This is a genomic window from Flavobacterium chungnamense (genome assembly GCF_039539165.1).
GTDB classification, from domain to species: domain Bacteria; phylum Bacteroidota; class Bacteroidia; order Flavobacteriales; family Flavobacteriaceae; genus Flavobacterium; species Flavobacterium chungnamense.
In genome coordinates this window covers 48970-71243 of record NZ_BAABCS010000018.1, presented here as the reverse complement: position 1 = coordinate 71243, position 22274 = coordinate 48970, and the positions used below count along the sequence as shown (strand labels likewise).

At 29.3% G+C, this 22274-nt stretch carries 13 protein-coding genes; all 13 read right to left on the bottom strand.

Going from position 1 to position 22274, the window contains the following annotated elements:
* Nucleotides 1–8: 8 nt before the first annotated feature.
* The 13 genes from ABD771_RS09970 to ABD771_RS09910 all read right to left on the bottom strand — a co-directional run bounded on the left by ABD771_RS09970 (nt 9) and on the right by ABD771_RS09910 (nt 22266).
* A complete protein-coding gene (locus tag ABD771_RS09970; RefSeq protein WP_345094073.1) occupies nt 9–2642 on the bottom strand; it encodes a double zinc ribbon domain-containing protein in 2634 nt (877 codons plus the stop codon).
* A 5-nt stretch (nt 2643–2647) separates the two neighbouring features.
* Nucleotides 2648–4270, bottom strand: coding sequence for a C25 family cysteine peptidase (locus ABD771_RS09965; RefSeq protein ID WP_345094071.1), 1623 nt, complete (start codon nt 4268–4270; stop codon nt 2648–2650).
* A 670-nt stretch (nt 4271–4940) separates the two neighbouring features.
* Nucleotides 4941–5375: a hypothetical protein gene (locus ABD771_RS09960; protein WP_345094069.1), complete on the bottom strand. Its 435-nt coding sequence runs from the start codon at nt 5373–5375 to the stop codon at nt 4941–4943.
* Between the two features lie 28 nt (nt 5376–5403).
* Nucleotides 5404–7626 (bottom strand): vWA domain-containing protein, encoded by a 2223-nt coding sequence (locus ABD771_RS09955; RefSeq protein WP_345094066.1) that lies wholly within the window; start codon nt 7624–7626, stop codon nt 5404–5406.
* Between the two features lie 249 nt (nt 7627–7875).
* The gene (locus ABD771_RS09950) at nt 7876–8109 is read right to left on the bottom strand and encodes a hypothetical protein (RefSeq protein WP_345094064.1); all 234 of its coding nucleotides are present in this window, start codon (nt 8107–8109) and stop codon (nt 7876–7878) included.
* A 41-nt stretch (nt 8110–8150) separates the two neighbouring features.
* Entirely contained in the window at nt 8151–8723 is a 573-nt protein-coding gene (locus ABD771_RS09945; protein WP_345094062.1) for a hypothetical protein, read from the bottom strand.
* 14 nt (nt 8724–8737) lie between these two features.
* The gene (locus tag ABD771_RS09940; RefSeq protein WP_345094060.1) at nt 8738–9295 is read right to left on the bottom strand and encodes a hypothetical protein; all 558 of its coding nucleotides are present in this window, start codon (nt 9293–9295) and stop codon (nt 8738–8740) included.
* Between the two features lie 30 nt (nt 9296–9325).
* A complete protein-coding gene (locus ABD771_RS09935; protein ID WP_345094058.1) occupies nt 9326–12676 on the bottom strand; it encodes a UvrD-helicase domain-containing protein in 3351 nt (1116 codons plus the stop codon).
* 13 nt (nt 12677–12689) lie between these two features.
* Entirely contained in the window at nt 12690–15797 is a 3108-nt protein-coding gene (locus ABD771_RS09930) for an exodeoxyribonuclease V subunit gamma (protein WP_345094056.1), read from the bottom strand.
* Between the two features lie 2 nt (nt 15798–15799).
* Complete coding sequence (gene recD / locus ABD771_RS09925; RefSeq protein ID WP_345094054.1) at nt 15800–17662, bottom strand: exodeoxyribonuclease V subunit alpha; 1863 nt, start codon at nt 17660–17662, stop codon at nt 15800–15802.
* A 183-nt stretch (nt 17663–17845) separates the two neighbouring features.
* The gene (locus ABD771_RS09920) at nt 17846–18001 is read right to left on the bottom strand and encodes a hypothetical protein (RefSeq protein ID WP_344816584.1); all 156 of its coding nucleotides are present in this window, start codon (nt 17999–18001) and stop codon (nt 17846–17848) included.
* A 7-nt stretch (nt 18002–18008) separates the two neighbouring features.
* The gene (locus ABD771_RS09915) at nt 18009–21026 is read right to left on the bottom strand and encodes an SbcC/MukB-like Walker B domain-containing protein (RefSeq protein ID WP_345094052.1); all 3018 of its coding nucleotides are present in this window, start codon (nt 21024–21026) and stop codon (nt 18009–18011) included.
* A 22-nt stretch (nt 21027–21048) separates the two neighbouring features.
* Nucleotides 21049–22266, bottom strand: a complete 1218-nt coding sequence (locus tag ABD771_RS09910; RefSeq protein ID WP_345094050.1) for a metallophosphoesterase family protein — start codon at nt 22264–22266, stop codon at nt 21049–21051.
* Nucleotides 22267–22274: the final 8 nt, after the last annotated feature.

Genomic DNA, 22274 nt, shown 5'->3' with positions numbered 1-22274 from the left:
CCTTTATATTAAGATTCACTTCCGCAATTTTTACAAAACTTAGTATTTTCTATTAAATCACTACCACAATTTTTACAGCTGGCTAACTTAGCAGCTTGTGTGTTTTGATCTGAAAATAATACAGTTAACTCAGGAATTGTACTTGCCGGAATCCAACTGTTAGACAAAGGTGAAAATATAGAGGTAGCTGCCACAATTTCCCCACTTCTTATCATATTTTTTAGAACATCAATCTGTCTTGGAATTGCTTGTTGTCCTGGTATATTTATAAAATAGTCATTTGGAGGTGGTGGGATATTTGTGTTTGCAGATTGATTTACTACTCCATAACTATTATTTCGAGTGGTGTAGTCTAGTGCTTTGTCTTGAGTATTGTCCATTCTGTCCTCTTGTCTTACTAATCGCTCCTTATACTCTTCTTTTTGTTGGTCTTTACTTCCTACTAAATGACCTGTCATTGATGATGTTGTATCGGCTAATTTCCCAAACATTCTTTCCAATCTATCTTTGTCATTTTCCGCCATTACATCCTTTTGAGCATTACTCTGTCTGATATCCTCAATTCTTTGCTCATTAAGTTTGTTGAACTGCTCCATGTGTTCCTTTTGCAGTTCATTGTTATGCTTAGCGGAAAAGGATTCAGCAAATTTTTGTGCAGCTATTGGATCAAGCTTTTCGTTTGCTGCAATTGCCATCAATTGTTCTGCAGTCAAATCTTTAGCTCCCTGATATTTAATAGCGACTTCTTTAAGGCGCTTTTCTTCAAGTTCTTGTATATGTAATAATTCTTGATCTCGTGTTTTTAACTCATGCTCTTGATCCCTTTTAAAAACTTGCTGAGCTCTTTCAAACCTAAGCCTTTCATCTTCTTGTTCAATTGCTAATCTCTCACGTTCTATCTCTAGTTGATTTTTAGCTCTAGTTTTATCTATTTCTATATCTTGTAGTAAACCAGCTTTGGATTTTTGAAGGTCTGTATAAAAACGAGAATCTTTGTAATCATCTTCTTTTTTCCATTGTTCAATTTCTAATTCAGTGAATCCTATTTCAGCTTGTAATGCCTTTCTTTTACGATCTAACTCTAGTTCTATGCGCTTGTCACCAATTTCATATTCCCATTCTAGATTTTTACGGTCAATTTCTAATGTTTGATTCAATTGAATGATATCAATAGCATGAAAACGCACTATATCATGATCTTCATTTCGCTCTCGAATTGAGCGCTTTAAGTTTTCTAAATCTTCCTCTCTAAGTAAACCTGTTTTTTCAATCTCAATTAATGCTGTTTGAATTTCATTTTCATTTGTTGCTTCTCTAATGCGTTTTTCTCGAGAAAGCACCATATAAAATTTTTCTAAATCATCTTCAGATAACAAACGTTCTTGAAATATAGATTGACTTTCTTTATCAAAATCTAACTCCGTTCTTTCATCATGTAGGGATCTATTATTATTTATCGCTTGTAGCTCCTTATGAAATTCAAAATCGTTTCTTGCCTCAATAAGGCGTTGCGCATTTTGATGAAGTGACAAACGAGTATTCATTTCATTTAGATTTGCAAGGTGCTCAAATTCTCTTTCAGACAAATACAACTCTCTACTTAGAGCTCTAAATCGCTCTAAATCTTCATTACTTGAAGATATTGTAATAATTTTTTCTAGTTTTAATCCGTAAAAAAGATCCTCCGCTGTTGTATTTATTTTATTTGATATCTTTTGAATTAATTCCTCTGAAAGTCTATTTTCAGAAACTTCAACATCTTGCATTACATCTTGAATAGCAGCTTTTATTAAAGAAAACAGCTCATTATGAATCATTTTTTTAGTAACACTAGAATTGTCACTTAAATAGTGTTGCGCAAATTTTTTAAAATCATCAATTTTAAAAAATGCATCAACCGCAAATTCCATGTCTAACAATTTGGTTTTGATAATTAAAGACTCCATTTCATTTCCATCGCAATCTTCAATTCTACCAAAAGGAATTTGAAAACTTTTATCTAATTTTAGCGTAACTGCAAAATCTTGATTTTTTTTCATGGATTCAATTACACTCGACAACGTAGTTTGCTGATTTACATTTGATGTAGTGTTACTATCTATTTTATCTTTAACTCTAGTACCCATTACTAAATTAGAAATAAAACGAAATCCATTTCTTAAACCACCAGCTATTCCTCCTTCACGAGTTTCTAATATTTGTTGCAACTGCTCTGGCTCAACAAAATTGTAGGTTCCACCAGTCAACTCAGCAACAAGTTCACCATTAGCTTTTATATACGCAGTGCTTCCTTCATTAATTATAATTCCCTTAGCCGATTCATATTGTATTAAATCTGTTTCATTAAATCGATGTGCTATTTCACCAGCTTTAATGTTCCAAAAAATTCGGTCTTTTATTACAGACATCGAAGAATTTTCAAGATTGTCTTTATTTTTTTGATTATTTGTATTCTTACTTATAACTTGGTTAGAAGTTCCACATTCTCCACAAAAAAGATCACTTTCTTTAATTGGATGATTACATTTTGTACATGAGAGAGTTGAAACATTTTTTTTAACAGATGATTGTAAATTAAATCCACATTCACCACAAAAAACATCTGTAGCATTATATATACTTTTACAATTTGGACAATTCATATTATTTATTTTGATGTTAGTATTGATTTGATTTTGCCACGTTTATCTGTAAAAACAGAATATGTGGTTTGTATATTTCCATTTTGATTTTGATACGTATAATTAAAAGTTTCTTCACCAAATTTTGATTTTATTAAGAACACTTTTTGAATACACCTTTTATCTACATTAAAATTTTGATATAAATAAGTATCAACAATTTCTCTAATCTTTAAAACCTCATTATTAACCAAATTTCTTACATCATTTAGAATACCTTTTTCTAAATTTTGGAAATCAATTTCTTTAATTTCAGGTTTTGATTTAGTATATGATTTTGATTTTATACTATTATTTTTTAATGTATTACCACTACTTTTTCTAAACATTGATTTACTTGAATCTGATGCCTTTAAAATAGGATCTCCAAATAAATTAAACTCTACCGCTGAAGTTACCCCATAATTATATTGTTCGTCGGGACAAGCATCAAATACGTCTATTCTAGCTTTAGACAAAGCCTTGCCGCAATTTACGCTATCAAAAAGAGCGTCAATAAATGATTTTGCTACAATGTCTGCACTACTAATGTTTGAGGAACAAGCACCAAAAGCCACTCTGCTAGAACCTACAAAGGCAAGTGTATTATTGTTTAACGCACTATGAAGCATTGCAGATTGTTTGTCATAGTCTATAAATTTAGCCCCATAACAAGCCTCGGTAATGAAAAAGTTGGGATTAACTGCTTTTGCTATGTGTTTTGGTGCCACAGCCCCACCATTATCCCCATAAAATTGAGAAGCACTAGGAGCATCACTACCATGCAGATTGTAATAATAGAGTTCAGCCGATTCATCGTATACATTATCCACTGAGTTTATATCAATTTGCGGAGAGGTATGAAGTATTTTTTGAGCATTGGCATTTTGTATTATTTTTTCAGAAGCACTTTTCCAACTTAATGCCGTCATTCCAAAACAGTTATTGATCTGAACGTTTGTTAAAACGCTATCACTTGATCTATCCAAATAATTTTTTAAATCATAAATATCGCTATCTGTTGCAAAAGGAATTCTTCCTACATTAAGGAGTAAACTTTCTTTGAAGATATTTCCATTCCATAATAATGACTCAAAATTTTCAATTTTAAGATAAGAATATGGCATATCTGTATCTATATCTGAATCATCTTCATAACAACCTGCTTGATTATTGATTATTGCCATCGGAATAATATTATGTCCTCCGATAATGAAAAGGTATTCTGGTTTACTTTCTAAATCATTATAATAATCTCGCAATAGCTTAACATGATTTTCCCATGTATCATCAGGATTCAAATTAACATAAGAATTGTTAGATGCATCTAGAATTATATATTGATGTGATACGGATATTAATTTTTCAATATAGTCAGCAAGAATATTAATAACCTCAGCTTGTTCTATTCCAAAATTATCAGCAATAGCAACTGTATTTGTAAAAATAATTCCATAAGAATCATAATTTACCTTTGATGGTTGTGGAGGTTTATTAGAATCAGTTATTCTGTTTGACTCACTTAAGATTAATGCTGTTCCGCAATTAGAACAGAATTTAGATCCACGGTGTGATGCAAGGTTTTCTCCACAATTATGGCAAAATTTCATATATATAATAATTTATTTGTATTTATTTTTTCAAAAGTAATAAAATTTAACATATTAGCCTAATACAGTTTAATGTAAGAATAATTATAAATATCATTGATTATAAAAGCAATTTATAAAACCTTTTAGTTAATTTGTTGTGATAATTACTAAAATAAAAAAATCAATTAATTCTAATGTTATTATCATAAATTTCAGAATATTAGTATTACTTTAAAAAAAAGATTTTATATGTAATACGATTCAATAAATAAATTATCCCGAAAATCTAAAAACAAATATTTTTTACTTAACAATTTTATTTAGAACTCACAAATATTTCCTATTCATTTTTACATAAACTTAAGTTATTCAATTGCTCTAATACTATTTTTATCTAATATATTGATGTGAATTGATTGTTGAAATACTTATTTTAGTGGAAATTATATTATTTATCACTGTCAAAAAGAAAACTAGAATAGAAAATACGAAAATTAAAAAATAATTAGATGTGAATTTAGTTCAAGTTAGTTCAAGTTTAAAAATAAAAACCAATCATCTAATTTCATAAAAGAATATAAAATGAATTAGGGAAAATATTTTTATTAATAAAAACAAAAAGTCAGTTATATCCTGATTTTTCAAGAATAATCAATTGTTTACCTTTTGTCATAAAATAGGGGTCTAATTATTTGTTTTCTTTTTTGTTGAATAGGATTGATTTATCTATAGTGTCGAGAGCATCAATACCTTTAGCATTAATTTTATCCAACAAATCGTCAATAGAAGTGTATTCTTTTCTAAAACTAGTAAAAAAAGCTTCGTTGGAGAACTTGATTTTTGGATTTAATTTTTCAATTTCTCCTCTTAACAATTTATCAGTAATGTCTTCAGCTAAGAGTTCATAATATTTTTCAAATGTACTTTTAATGCTTTTGTATTTATTTTCATCCAATCTAATAAAAAGTTCGTCATCATCTGAAATCCATATGTATTTTGCCTCCTCTAGCTCAATTATAGTAGCAAGTTCAGTATATATAGGATGCGAAAAATCATTTTCTGCATAATTGGTTTTTACAATTTCTTTTTCTAACCGGATGTGGTATATTTTATTTGATTTCATTAATTGTAGACAAGGAAATTATTGAATTTTAGTTTTTCGATTCTTTATTAAACATAAACCTTGATAAATGAGAAGAATATTCCGTCATTTCATTCATTAGTTGCTCAACATCTTTGTCTTGAGAATTAGGAAATATTTCCTTGATGTTTTTTTGAACGTTAGCAATATGATCTATAGCTTCTTTGTAGTTTCCTTGTGCAAAATTTTCAGACATTACCTTCAGTCCTTGATTTAAAACTGCAATAGCATATAACTTTTTTTGCTCAGCTTCTAGAATTAACTCTATTTTTCCTTCTTTTGGCAACCATTTTAAATATACTTTTTCAATCTTTTCATCATACTTTAATTTATTTGGATCGAAATAGGTCATTTTGATGATGACAGGAGACTTTTCAATAGATTTATCTGGATGATTTAAATCAAATTTTAATAATCCAATGCCTTGCAATCCAGCATATATAGCATCTAATTTCAATTGCACTGAATTTCCATCCTTTTGTTTAAAAGGAAATCCATATAATTGCTTAAAAACAATTTTGTCATTATATTCAACTTCAATCTTAACATCGCTGACGCAAGGGCTCAATAGACTTGTTAATTCCTTTTGAAAAACAGATTCAATGTTTTTTGACGAACCAATAAAATTTAATAATCCACCACCAGTTGAAGCTAATTGAGATAATAATGCTTGATTATAACCCTCTCCAACACCAATGGCAGACAATTCTATTCCTTTTTCATTATATTCCTTAGATTTTTTTATTGTTATGAGAGGATCATCAGCTCCATAACCGTCTGTCAATAATACTACTCTATTAGTGCCTTTAGCTAGTTTTTTCTTTTCTATTTGCTCATAACCCATAACCATTCCATTGTAAATATTAGTCCCTCCTCCTATTTCAATATCCTCTATCATGTCTTTAAGATATTTTCCATCACCAACTGGCTGCGAAGGGACTAACAAAATTGCTTTATCATCGTAAGACACTAAAGAAACAATATCCGTTTTTCTTAATTTAGTTATAAAATTAAGCAATGCTTTTTTTAAGGCTACAATTCTATCATCTCCATACATAGAGCCACTTCTGTCAACTACTAAAGAAAGATTTATCGGCGGGCCATTTAAGTTATAATTGTTAGATGAGCGTATTTTAAATCCCAACTCTAAAACAGCTTCTTTAGAAAGAGCATTTATAGAGTCGTTTGCCCATTTTATATGAAGTTGTACTGGATCTGTAGGTTCGGGATATTGTTTGGTAATAAAATCTTTGAATTCTTTTAAAAATAATTGATCTGGTGTTGGAATAAATTTTTCAGGAAACTCTAATTTAGGGTCAGGCTTATAAATAATAGTTGACTCTGAATTTGATATTCCTCTCATGTGAGAAAAATTCAAAACATCTACATCTTTTTGATATTTAAAATGAATTAAATATTTGCTCCTATTAGGTAATAAAAATGAGACCTTACCTTCTTTGTCCATTTTACCTTTATAAATTTTATTAGTGCCTAACATTTGAAGGTAAATTAATTCTCTGCTTACATCATTTCCTCCTAACTTGTTAACTTTAAGTTTTACAGCAATTCGAGTTGATGTTCCTTTTATATCCTTAGGAATTGACTGAACTATAGTATCATTAACTACCGTTTCTTTAATATTAGTAGGTTCGTAAGTAAATTGTAAATTATAAGTTCCAGCTTTTTTTGTATCGATATAATCAAAACTATCAATACCATCAATATCTATATCAAATTCTGTATTTATTGGTACAATAAAATTAGCTATCCCGTCTTCATTTGTCTTACCTAAAAAAGTTTGCTCTAATTTATAACTCGTAAGATTGACTGCAAAATTTTTAAGAGGACTATCATCATCCTTTACAATCTTAAGTTTTACAGAAGCTGTTTTTGAGTCATGTGGAATTACTACTAATTTGGTTTGATCAATAGTACTAATTTTTAAAGATTTTCTATCTAATTTTAATCTATTTTTCCTTCTGTAATGCTCAATATCATAAGTTATTAAATTCCTTCCTGTAGAGTATCCCTTATCAAAATCATAAATAAAACTACAGTTTTTCATTTCAAGAATATTTACCGCCCATTCTTTTCCAGATTTAATTTCAAAAACAACTTCTCCATTAGTATTAGTATTCTTAGAAATTCTTTGTTTAGTAGATTTTTCAATTAATGTTACAGGAACATTAGACATTGGGTCTTGCTGATTATTTACAACTTTAATTGTATGCAACCTCAAAAAATTTGATTGAGAAAACCCAACAAAATTTAAAAGTAAAAAAATAAATACAATAGCTTTTTTCATAATTTAGTGTTTTTTATTTATCAATAACGATATTTATTTATCAATATTTTAAAATAACTAAAAACATTTTAAAATAAACTCAAAACATCTATCAATACAAATATTATTTAAATGTTTTTTTTACTCAAAAGAGAATTCAAAAATTGATATTTGTATTTATTTGATTGGAACGTTTTCTTATTTTGAAAAGAAAAATTCGATATCATTTAACATTTCACTTGTTAAAGTTTCTCCTAAATTATTATTGTTTATGAGATCAAAAATCTCATGTAAGTTGTAAGAATCATTTTTTAAATAAAATAAAATAAATCTTTTCCAAATTGCTCTTACTCTTTTATTAATTATTTTATGACCCTCAATCCAATTAGCAATTTCATTTGGAGTTTTAGTTTTTAATTTGTTATAATCCATTTTATTACTATTTTTTGAATGTTTTTATTTTAATAATATAATCAAAAATTTTCAATATCTATCGCTCCTAAATCAACTTCAGGAAAGCCAAATTGTTTGATTAATTCTTCTTGTGTATGTTTAATTCCTGTAGGATTGATGCAAAAATATAATACATGCTCTATGTTTTTTAACTCTTGCTTTAAATGATTATTAGGAATTTCTATCAATTTAACAAAAGCCCTAAATTCCTCGTTAGCAGCATATATACCGTCAAAAACGCCTATTAGTTTTTGTGCGTGTAATCGGTATTGCATAAATGTTCTAAAAATGCTTTGTATATCAAAAGGATGTGAGTTATCTTTAAGGGAACGCGCATATGCTTTGGCATCTAATTGGTCGATAATAGATTCTTTAAATTCTTTCCATTTGCTAAACTGTACTTTTGATATAAAACGCCCTTCTGTAAATTTATAATAACTACAATTGATATCTAAAGCTTTCATAAGAGCCGTTATCATTTGCAATCGATAATATCGAGAAGGATTGTTTTCGTATTTTTCAAAGGACCATTCATGTATTTTGGTATCGTAGGTGTACAAATCTAAAAAGGTGTCTAATAATTGCTTTTCCATAGTTTTATTATTTATTATATCCAGTCTGAATCTATTTCATCAAGGTCTCCAACTGGGTAATTATATTTTTCTATTAATTCCTGATTAGAAAAATGTATTTCTTTTGGATTGATTAGATATGCGAGTATATTATCTATTGCTTCAATGTCTGCTTGAAGTTTGTTATTAATTGTATCAATAATTAGTACTGGATATCTATTGTATTCTGAATACTCCAATACGCTATCCCTCAAGCTTGTTAGTTTTTGTAATTTCATTCTATAACTGAACAACATCTCAAACATAAATTGAGAATCACTTTGGTCCTTTTCATCTGTATTGGTTGTTTGAAAAAGTGTTGGGTAGTTCTCTTTTATTTTGATTATTAATTCTGATTGATTCAATTGATTTTGTCCAAATAGAAATTCTCCATACTGAAATTCTTGGTAGGAACAATTTATTTGTAATGCTTTCATCAAAGCCTCTATTGCTTGTAATCGATACAATCGTGGTGGATTATTGGCGAAATTATCTACTGACCATTTTGCTGTATTATCACTTAAAGTATAGAGTTCTAAAAAACTGGTTAACAATTGGTTTGTAATCATTTGAAAAACGTGTAATTATTTACTTAAAGCAGTTAATTTTAAAATATTCTCTAGTTTTTCAACTTTATCAAGTGGTAATTTGTTGGTATAAATTCCAGTAGACGCTCCTTTTCTAACCCCTCTTAGAAATAGGTAAATTACACCTCCAAAGTGTTTGTTGTATTCAAAACTATCGCCTAATTTACTTTCTAAAAATCGTTTCATTGCCAAAGTATAGATACAATATTGCAAATGGTAGTTACTTTCGTTCATGGCTTCTGTCAATTTATCTTCATCATAATGCTCCAAAGCATCTCCTAAGAAATTAGATTTCCAGTCTAGTATGTAGTACTTATCGTTGTGTTTGAAGAATAAATCTACTAAACCGTTCATCATGCCTTTGACTTCACCAAAACCAGTATAAATGAATTCAGTATCTGAGGATGGAAATAAATCTTGAAGCGCCTTGATATCAAAGGTCTCGTCAATTGGAAAATCAAATTCTAATTCGTTTACTTTAACATCATTGTGGACACTTTTCAATTCAAAACTATCCTCCTCACCTACTTTAATTTTAGCATTTAGAATGTTTTCTACAAATGACTCCATCCAAGGTGTATAAACTTCTTTTTTGGATGCTGTAAATTTTTGTAATGAAATGTCTATTACCTTATTCCAATCTGTGCTGTCTGTGAAGTCTAGGTATTCAAATATGTTGTGCAGCATATTCCCTACATGAATTCCCTTTTCTAACTCTTTAAAAACAAATCGGTCATAGCCTTCTTCATACACCTTACTATTTTCTGTGGTGTGACTTTTATGTGGAGCTGCTAAAAAGGAGTAGCTCATTTTTTTCCAATTATGATCATTAGGCTTTTGTGTTGGAAAATCTAAAGGCATTGGTTGATATAAAGTACCATTAGCTGTATAAGTTACTTCTTGGATTTTATTAGTATCACCATTGACTAACTTAATGTTAGTGGTAACCTCTGTTTGAACTGCTAATTTGTCAATAAAACTATTAATTGATGAAGATGAATAATAATTATTTCTAAAAACAAAACAATTGAAACGAGCGCGTGTAATTGCAACATATATTAATCGTCGGTTTTCTTGTTCTTCTTGTTGTAGAAATAATTGAGAATGCGATGAATTTCTTATAGGATTGGATGTAAACAAATATTCAATGTTTTCCTCATTTTCATGTTTAAAATTTGAAAAAAACCCACGTTCTTTTACTGTAAAATCAAGGTTTGGGAGCAATACAATATTATATTCCAACCCTTTACTTTTATGAATCGTTGCAATTTTAACAGCATCTTCATCCCTTTCAATGCGTTGTGCAAAGGCATCATCTGAATTATCAGAAGTTTGTATGGCGTTATTCAAAAAAGCTTTTAGCTTAGAAGGTGTAAAATTTCTTGAAATACTTATATTTTGCAACAATTCCGTTAACTGAAATACATTTGACAATACACGATGGCCTATTTCGTCATCGGTTGTCCATTTGGATTCTACTCCAAAGTCCGTTAGAAATAGACGCAACATGGCATAAATTCCACTTTTTCCCCATACCTGATGGTATTTACGGAATAATGAAAGTACCTTGTCATGATCGATGTTGTTCAATTCTTCACTTTTATATCCTACTAACTGAGTCAATAAAGCTTTGTCTATATTACTTTTATTAGGTAATGCTATTCCGTTTAATACCAAGTTAAGATCATTGGCTTCATTGCATTTAAAAATACTACTATCATCCACCACCACAGCAGGAACACCTTTTTTCTCTAATCTCTTTTTGATGGTTCTACCATCAGCATTTGACCGAACTAAAATCCCGAAATCCGAAGGCACTATAGGTCTATTGTCAATGGTATGATTACCATCTAATAATTTAACCACAAGATTGGTTAGATCTTCATGAATTGAATCTTTGTTAGAATAATCAGTTCTTATTTCTAATGGAGTATATATATATTTTCCGTTTGAGGTTATTCCATTTTTATTTGTATTATTAGGCGAAGCTTCTACTTCTTGATATACAATTTCATCTTCATCATAATAAAAAGTTTTGAAGTTGTCTGACGCTTTAAAAAAGGCGTTCATCGCATCGATATATTTATCTGTAGAACGGAAATTCATTTTCATAGTCCATTTATGGTCCGCTCTTGCTTTTGCTCTAAAATAGGTATTCAAATCTGCTTTTCTAAAGGCATAAATAGATTGTTTTGGGTCACCAATATAAAACATAACTGAATCTGGGTTTGTCTGGAATACTGATTCAAATATTTCATACTGTAGCTTGTCGGTATCCTGAAACTCATCTATAAAAATTGCTTTGTATTTGTTTCTCAATACCTTTCTTAAGTTTTCTTCGTCTTTTACAGCATGTAAATTTTCTATTAAAGCATCGAATGTGAGTAGGTTATTATTTATTAAGTGTTCTTTTACTTTAAGAGCTATTTCTTGGGAAGCATTTGAAATAAGTCTATTTATAATACCCGCTTTAAGATTTGACTTTTGCAATTCAATAGCTCTACTGAATGTAACTTCTTCTATAAAAATTTCGGCAATTTTAAATCTTGATTCAATTTGGAAAAGTTGATGATAATTAGTTGTATCATAAATTATACTATAGGCTTTCTCTCGAGTAGAATCTCCTAACCCTTTAAGCTGAGTATTTTGAACTCTTGATATAAATTCCTCTCTTTTATTATTATAAAAATCTTCAATTTGCTGATCAAGCTCAATGATATTTTCATAATCTGATAATTCACCTATTACATCAGTAAACACGTTCTTAGATAAAATTAATTCGGCTCCTTTCTTTACTCTCTCTCTAAAATCATCAGGAAAAAAATCTTGTATTTTAGACTCTAGAATAGCAATGTTTGTTCTCCAATATTCATTAAAGAAACGAGTAATAATTTCATCCGTATTTTTGACTAATTCACTACCAAAAATCTGATTGGTTTCAAAAGCAAACTCGGTTAGCGTCGATTGGCAAAAACCATGAATGGTTTGTATAGATGCCAAATCAATGTTTAATAATGCCGTATTTAAAGTTGATTTTACTTTATCAACTGAATTAGATTTAATGGAATCATGAACAATGTTCCATATTATTTTATCATTTGCATTGTCTTCGGAAACAACATCTGCTTCAGTCAAAGCTATACGAATAAACCGTGCTGTTCTTTCTTTTAATTCAGCAGCTGCAGCTTCAGTAAATGTAACTAACAAAATTTCCTGAATAGCTCTATTTTTCTCTAATAAAAGGCGTAAAACTAATATGGCAATAGAATAAGTTTTTCCTGTACCTGCACTTGCCTCAATAATATTACTTCCCTGTAGGTCTATTGTTTGACTATTAAATGGTTCCATACTAATTTATAGTTTATTCGTTAAATAGCATATTCATTTCTGCGATTATGTCTTCGTAAATTTTTAAAAATAACGAAACATTCGCCTCATTATCAAAGAAGTTATTGTCTATTTCTTTCTTTTGATAGTCTGACAAATAACACTCCCCATATGAAGGATTTCTTAATTCCTTTAATTTTTTATTAAATTGAATAATGGTACTTTCATTAGCATTTTCTTTTTCTATTAAGTCTAAAAAAAACGAATGTGTCTTTTTATCTAATCTGCAAAAATCCAATGAAAATGGGAGTATGTTCTTTTGACCCATTTCAAAATAGCCACACCATTTTTCTAAAATGTTTTTAGCTTTTTCTTTTGAAATACCTGAAACGACTATAGCACTACTAGATTCTATATGCAAATAGTATAACTCTATTGCATCATTACCAGAAGCAACTATGAACAAATATTGAAGAATTGCTTGTAAGCGGTATTTGTATTTGTCTTTAGAAACTGTTCCAAATACTAATCTATTGCCATAAATATGGGTAATTTGTCCATTAAGATAATATTTACCCAGAGTAAGGCCAATTAATTTGGTAGGATTATGGTTTCCTACTTTAATTTCTTCAAATAGGTGTTTTAGTTGTTCTATTTCACTGTATGATTTTTGCAACACTAATGCACCAGTTTGCATTAAAGGAAGATTCCCTTTTTTAACTTTTTCAGAGCGATAGGTTTCTATATTACTTTCATCAAAACTTGGTATATTAAACACTTCGTCTTTAATTAACCAGCTTTCTAAAGAATTTAGTGAAAATAGTTCTGTTTCAGCTAAAGTAGCATCCTCTTCATTGTAATAAATCCCTAAAGTTTTATTATAGTACCATTTTATAGGGTCTGTAAAAAACCTGTATAAATCATTTACATCCATTTTATTTGAAAATGGTTCTAGGTTGTTGTTGGTATCATCTTTGCTTATATTAATCGGATTATCTTGTGAAAAATAACGAGTCATATTTGGTTTATTATTGTATAATGTACTAAAACCATGCAATGGGTGCTTTGTAACTAAATCATCTATTTTACAATTTTCATTCAGTAAAGGTTTAATTGCTGCCCTTAATTCATCTACCACTGTAGATGGAGGAATACTCGAATTGTCTTTCACACTCTGACCGATATAACTTATGTATATTTTTTCTTCGGCTACAAATAAACCATTTAAAAACAATTGTTTCTCTAAATCGGCTTGTGAACGGACATCCGAAGCTAAGTCAAAACTCAAATTGGTTTGTTTTCGTGGAAAATCAGCGTTATTCATGCCTAAAAAGGCTATAATTTTTGCAGGAGCAGTCATCATAGGTTGCAGAGAGGTAAATCGAACTCCTGATGTTCCTTTTTTAGAGCCATTTTCCATTTCATTTAAAATGGATTTAAGAAAATGTTGCACTACCGAAAAAGGAATAACTTCATCTTCTAGATAGGAACTCAATTCATCTATTTTTCCTAAATTCATAAAAAAGAAGGTTAAATCAAACTCAGCAGTATTCAAAAAATCCTCGGTAGTTTGGGTTATGAATTCTACCCATTCTCTTATCGTTTTTGAGATACTTCGGTTCTCAATAAATTTGATTACTTGCTCTACAAAATAATATAATCGGATTATCTCATTAGCATCAGCACCTTCAAATTGATTTACAGTATAGAAATCGGTATTTCCATCTTGAATTAATATCCCTTCTTCTTTAATACAAATACCATACATTAATCGTTTTAATCCATAGCGCCATGATACTAGATTGGTCTCTAGATTTGGATTACCATCAATACCATGCTTTATATTAGTTAAACTAACCGCTCTTCTTACAGTACTTAAATCTTCTGAAAACTCAAATTTTGTTCGTAGGTATGTATACTCTAATAATTTTAGGACTTCCTCAGATGTTAAATTATCTAAATCCAAATCTAATAATGCTAAAAGTGCCGCATAAGGTGACTCTTCTAGATTTGTATTTGACTCATAAAGTGTATATTTGATTTCATATTTAGAAGAATTAAAAAAGGCATGAATTGCAGAAGAATAATCCGAAAGATTTGGAATCATTACGCATATATCCCTTGCTCCTAATGACGCATCTTCTTCAAATTGTTTTAACAGATAATTATACAAAACCTCTACTTCTCTATTAATTGAAAAGCAATTATTTATAGTGATTGAATCATCAATTGATTGCTTTTCAATGCCATTATTTTGTAGCATATGATTTTTTAATGTACCCAATAAACTGGATTTTGTAGCATTATAATTTTGCAATAGAATTGTTTCATTTTTTGTGTTAACAAACAATTCCTTTTGATTTTTCATGAATATCCCAAAATTATTAACCAATCTGTTCTGATTACTTTCATTTTCATCAAATGCATATTCAATTCTAAAAATAGTAACTTTTATATGATTAGAAAGTGCCTCTAACAATAAGATTAATTCCTCTGAATATTCTATCTGTCCAAAAAAAGTAATGCTTGGTAGCTTTGAAATTAAATCATTAATATTCTGATTCTTATTTCCGAGGATTTGAAGTATATTCTCAATTGATTTAGAACGCTCAGAAAAGCCACTTTCTGTTTTTTTTATGATGGCTCTCCATAAAAAACATTGCCAAATTTCATCTGGATTGTTAGGTTCAAAATCTAGATTGTTCCAATTGGAAATTAGACTTGGCTTTAAATTTTGATATTTATCAAACAATGAGGTTACTTTTTCGGCTAATGCAAATCTTTTTAACTCATTATCATGATAATATTTTGCGATTTCAGGAAAATTAGCTTTGAATTTATATGAACCAAGCTCAGAAAACAGAAGCCAATTGATTTGTACTGGGTTTAATAGATCGCTAGTTGATTTAGTTATTCCTAGTATTTTAGATAGTGTAACTATTAAATCATTTGGATTTGAAAAAGAAATATTAGCCACAATCCCTTTGTCTTTTGCTATTGTTTCTTTTAGCCAATCTTTTGTAGTATTGGCTCCAACTACAACTAACATTGGATTAAAAATATTTTCCTGTTTTATGTATAAATTTCCAAACTCTTTAGCGAGAGTTTCCACCGAAGAGGAAGTGTAAATTTTTATAGACATAACTATTCTTTTATTAAAATTCGTTCTGTAATTCCGGATGCTCTTTGTACTTTTCTTTCAGTAGCTGCAGATAAGACTTCTTCTGAACCTTGAATTGTTGCTTTTTCTTTTGCTCGAGTAACGGCAGTGTAAATAAGTTCTCTAGTTACTAATTGAATATCACTTTTCTTAGGTAATATAACAAGTACTTCTTTGAATTCTGACCCTTGACTTTTATGGATAGTCATGGCAAAAACCGTTTCACACTCTGCAATAAATCCAGGTGAAATTTCTTTTAATTTTCCTTGGTTATCTCCATCTAGAAAAAAAGCCTTTAATAAATTTTCTTCATTTGTTCTTCTAATAATGCCCACATCTCCATTAAACAATCCTAAATCGGGATAATTTTTAGTTACTATAATGGGTTGATTGTGATAGAAATCAGAAGAAGGGTTAAACTTTGTGTTTTTAACACCATCTATGTTAGCTTCATTATCAAATTTAAGTTTGAGTGCTTTTTCAATACGTTCATTGGTATAATACACCCCTTCTTTTGACTGTTTTATTGCGCAGATTACTTTTACATCATTAATTGCTTGTAGTGCTATATATGTATCTTTTTCATTGATGAAATTGGAATATTTAGCCACAATTTCATTAAAAAGTGAGGCGGAATATTCGGAATCAAAAACTAAACTATCATCTTTAATTTTAATTGTTTCTTTTACTTTATCTACATTTCCTTGAATCATTGCTTTAGTAAAAACACCCATAGTTGATGTGGTATCATAACGGAATGTTTTTTTTAACTCAATTACATGTTCATTCAGTAAATTCTCCTTTAACTTTAAACTAAAAGAGTGCATAGGTATTTGGTGTTTTGAATTCAAAAAAGAATTGAAAAAGACTTTACTCTCCTCTGTAAAATTATTTAAACCCTGCTTTTGGGTTAAACAAATATCTCCAAATAAACTTCCTGCATCTACTGAGGCTAATTGATTTGCATCACCTAAAAGGATAAGTTTTGTTTTTTCAGGATTCACTGCTTCTAATAACTTTGAAAACAAAGGAGTTCCAATCATTGAAGATTCGTCTATAATAATAACATCAAAATCTAATGGATTTTGTTTGTTTCTTTTAAAATAAGGAGCATCCTTTATGGAACCTAAAAGGCGATGGATTGTTGAAGGCTTTAAGGAATCAATCAACCCTTTTATACCCCAAATTTCTGCGTCTTTATTGTTTAACAAGGACTCTTTCATTCTTACTGCTGCTTTTCCTGTTGGAGCTGCTAATGCTATATTAATTTTGGGATTGTCTTGCAACAATATGGCTATTATTTTTGCAACAGTAGTAGTTTTTCCTGTTCCAGGTCCACCTGTTATAATTGTAAAATTGTTTATATAAGCTTGTAAAGCACCTATCAATTGCCAATCAGGAATTTCATCTTCTTGGTAATTTGAGGTATCTAAATTTAAGGCCAATTTAGAAATGAACTCTTTATTTGCATTTAAGAAATCAATTCGCTTTTGTTTATTCTCTGGTGCTACTTTTATTAATTCTTTTAGATTATCAATAATGGCTGTTTCATATTCGAAGTATCTGTTTAAATAAAGTTTATTGTTATTAATAACAAATGGTTTGGCTTTATCAATTCCGTTTAAACTTACAAATTGAGAAAACTCTAAACTAGATGATTCCACTAATGATTTATCTCCATCATAACCACTCCAAAACTCTTCCTCAGTTGGAATGGATTTCAAATCTAAACATATATGTCCCTCTCCCATTTTCTTAGATAGGGCAAACAAGTAGGGTTTTAATTCAGTATCATTAAAATAATCAGCAAAAGCATTATGAAGATTAAAGTTGGATTTGTTTATCATACTTTTTATTGAATTAAAGGTATTAACTCATAGCTATCAGCGCTCACTACAACAATTCTGTTGTAGTTTGTTTTTATAAGCTCTACCATATCTTTTAATTTCGTTTCAAGTTTTGTTATATTCATACTTGGATTTGTTGTTAAATCATAACAATAAAGGGCATTTCTGTTTAAAATAAATGCATTAATCATTTATGATGCAAAAGTCAACAATAGGGTTTGAAAAAGTAATTTTATTTTTCCAATCTTCAATTTCTTGAATGTACTTGTATAGGCCTTCGTTTTCTGTAGTCGCAATGATACTTTGTATCTTTTGTGGGATTATAAATAGGTTTTTCATAAAGATTCTATTCAATTTCTATTGTACTATATCCAGCACCTGTTTTTAATAGTTTTATTTTGGTGCCTATTCGATCTTTTAATTCGCCTACATGCGAAATTATACCTATCGATTTATTGCTTTCATTTTGCATATTCTCGAGAATAGTAATAGCTTGGTCTAATGATTCAGGGTCTAAAGAACCAAATCCTTCATCAATAAATAAGGATTCAATATTTACATTACGCGCAGCCAAATCGGATAAACCGAATGCTAATGCCAAACTCAATTTAAATGTTTCCCCACCTGATAAAGAAGTTACACTACGTTTTGAATTTCCCATATAGGTATCAATGACCTGTAATGCATCTGATTCATTTGCAACTTCCAATAAATAACGGTCCGAAAAGCCAACTAATCTTTTGTTACCATATTCAATAAGTTGGCGCAATGTTAAATCTTGAACAAAATTGGAGAATGTTTTTCCTTTTGCATCTCCAATAAGTGCATTCATTTTACTCCATAAACTTAAATCTTTGAGCAAAGCATCTAGTGTCTCTTGACTTTTTTGGAGTCTTTGTTTATTTTCTTCATTTACTTTGATTTTTTGTTCCTGGTCCCAGATGTGTTTTTGGAGTTCGGATATTGCCTCTGATAATTTTGGAAGCAATTCAATTAATTCATTTAAAGTAATAGAAGTATCGTCTAATTTGTTTTCTTCTTCTAAAGTTTTATCCGTTGCAGCTATTATAGTTTTTAATTCTGCTTCGCGAGTCTTTATTTCTAGTGATTCATTACGAATTTGTGCTGCATTAGCTTCGTCTAATAATTTAGATTTTAATTCTTCTAATGAGTTTATTCCTCTTTCTTCTAATTTAGGAAAAAGGATTTCGGATAAACTTTTTTGAGAGTCTATAGCAATTTTTAGATTTTCTTGATGGTCTTCTATTTGTAAAATTAATCCTTTTAGAGCGGTAGTGATTTGTACAAAATTTGTTTTTAATGCATTTACTTCTTCATTGATATCATCACCATTGTAAATAGAAATACTAACATCTTTAGCTTTTATATATTCTTCATTTAAAAGTAAATAATCATCATAACATTTTTTTAAATCTTGCAAGCTTTTTAAAGCATGGAACTTTTTCTCTAATATATCAAGCTCATTTTGTTTATATTGATATTTTTGAAGTTCATCTTCCCATTCAATAATTGCGACATTTAAGTCCCATTTTAATTTATTACATAGATTTTTAACACTAGTTTCTGTAATAGTAAAATCTGTATTCAATGTTTCTAATTTACTATTATCCGAAATAATATTATCTTGAAACGCTTTAATTTTGGTATTTAAAATACTATATTCTTTTTCTGATTGATTCAATTCAGAAGATAAAGCTTCCCATTTTTCTTGCAAGGCATTAATTAAGGCTTCTTCAATATTTTCAGAATAAGGATGGTTTTCAGAACCACATAAAGGGCAAGGTTTTCCATCTTCTAGTTCATTTCGATGTTGGTCTAAACTTTTACGGCTTTTCCAATCTTCTAATTCCGTACTAGCAGTCCTAACTTTTAAAACTAAATCATCTATTTTTAATTTTAATACTTTTTCAGATTCAATAGCATCAGATAAATTCTCTTTATGAGAAGAAATACTCTTCATTAAGGTTTCAATGGCATCTTTTTTCGAATCATACAATTGTCGACTTCCAATTAATTGAGTGGCTGGCAAAATTAAATTTGCAAATTCTGTTTTTTTAGATAAAACCTCCTCTACCATATTTAAACCACTTTGCTTAATAATTGTTGAAATTGAATTTAGTTCTTCTTGAATTTTTTCTGTTAGTTCATCATTTATATTTAATGAAATTCCATAAGCAACAAGGACTTCTAATCTGTCTTTTAATCGTTGGAATTCCTGTTCTTTATTTGAAAATTTTGTGTGCTCCTCATTTTGCAAAACAACAACTTGCTTTAAAAATAAATCCAATTCTACTTCTAAATCAGCTTCTGGAATTGTTTTACCAACTAATTTGGATACCAAAATAATATTGGTGGCCTTTTGAGTCACAAAAGCCTTACAATGCTCATCTAAAGTCAATATTGTTTCAGAAAGTTTTGATGCAGTATTCTTGTGTGATTCTATTTGATTCATTTCATCACGAAAAATAACTAAATCATTATGTATAGCTAACTGATTTTCTTTGGGTGCAAATGTTTTTTTTATTTCTAAAAATGCATTCCAATCAACTTGATTTTTTTCTTTTATTAAAATATTTTTTTGAATACTTTCTTTAAGTACTTTTTTATCATTAAAAGATTTATGTTTTATGTTTTCTGCTTCCAACAATGGCTTTTTCTCAATAATATCTGCATTAATTGAATCAATAGCTTCTTGCTCCAACAGAACAGTTTCTCCCATTTTAGTTCTTTGAGTAGCAACCAAATTAGTAACTTCCTTGTGACGTTCAAAAACCAACATACCAATTTTACGATAGACTGAAGAACCTGTGATTTTCTCTAAAATTAAATTACGTTCGTCTTTCTTTGCTAATAATAATTTTGAGAATTGCCCTTGAGCTAAAATCATAGACTGGACAAACTGATCGAAATTTAATCCAATTAGTTCTTCATTTTTCTTAACAACATCTTTTATTCCAGAAACAATAATTTGATTTGTTTCAACGTCAGTTAAATCTTGTTTTCTGCTATCTAAGGAACCTGTTCTTGTTCTTCTAATAGACCAATTCGAACGGTATTTTATTCCTTTCACTTCATATTCAATCTCAGCAAAACAATCAGGAGCATTTTTAGTTAGTATAACTCCTTCTTTTTCTATTATTGATTCAGTAATTGGAGAGTCAATTCTAGGTATTCTATTGAACAATGCCAGGGTAATAACATCTAGTATAGATGATTTTCCAGTACCAGTTGCTCCTGTAATTACAAAAAGTCCAGCTTCGCCAAGTACTCCATTTTCAAAATCAATTTCGTGTTCTCCTTTTAGAGAATGTATATTTTTAAATTTTACTTTACAAATTTTCATAATAATGAACTGATGATGGTTTTTAATTGGTTAAAGCTGTATCACTTATTTTTTGAAGAATTTCTTTAAATGCAAGGATTAATTCTTGCGTATCCTCTAATGAATCATCTTGTTCCAATCGTTTTTCGAACAATTGAATAGGTCTGAAATCACCAATATCTTCACCTGCATTAAGCAAAACAGAAGTTCCAACTAACTTATTTTTGAAATTAATACGTCCTTTTAAAATTTGATAGTAAGTATGTGCTTCAGAAGTTAAAAGTTCTTCTAACATTCGTATATGCTCAATATTTTCATTCTCCTCTTCAATTAAAAGTTCTATCAAATCGGTTAATGGGGATTCTGATTTGTAGTCGGATAATATTTTATTTACTTCAACTATTGAACCTTTAATAGAAACTAATTTTCTGAATTGTGGTATTGGAAGAGATGAAATATTAAATTCACTTCCTTCTAATTCTAAAATAACTACTTCTTTTTGGTCTTCTTTTTCACTAAAACTTAATTGGATTGGGGAACCACTATAACGAATGTTAGACTGACCAACAATTTGAGGTTTATGTATGTGTCCTAAAGCCACATAATTTGGAGTATCTCCAAAAATTTTAGCCTCTACTCCTGCTTGATTTCCAATTTGTATTTCTCTTTCACTTTCCGATATGGAAGCACCTTGTGCAAATAAGTGAGCCATAACTATAAAAGGAATTCCATCATAATTAGTTGTATAATATTCATTTATATTCGCAAAATAATTAGCAATACCACTACGAATTAATTCAATTTTATCAGCATACGATTCGCCTGGAAGCGCATTTCTAATATCTTTGTCTCTTAGATAAGGAACTGCAGCTACAACAATTTTTTTATTGTCAATTTCAATTTCTACAAATAATTCAGAAATATCATTAGGAACTCCACCTACAACTTTGATTTCTAAAATTTCTAGGAGTTCTTTTGGTGCATTAATAACATATGGAGAATCATGATTTCCTCCTGTTAGTATAACCTTGCATTTTAATGGTAAAAGTTGCTTTAAAAAAGAATAATACTGTTTCATTGCAGCTTGAGAGGGATTGGCTTGGTCAAACAAATCGCCTGACATTAACAAAACATTTATATTATTGTCTTTAATACAATTAATTAACCATTCAAAAAAAAGATCCATATCTTCAGAAAAATCAACTTTTAACAATTGTTTCCCAATATGCCAATCGGCTGTATGTAAAATTTTAATACTCATATTTTAAT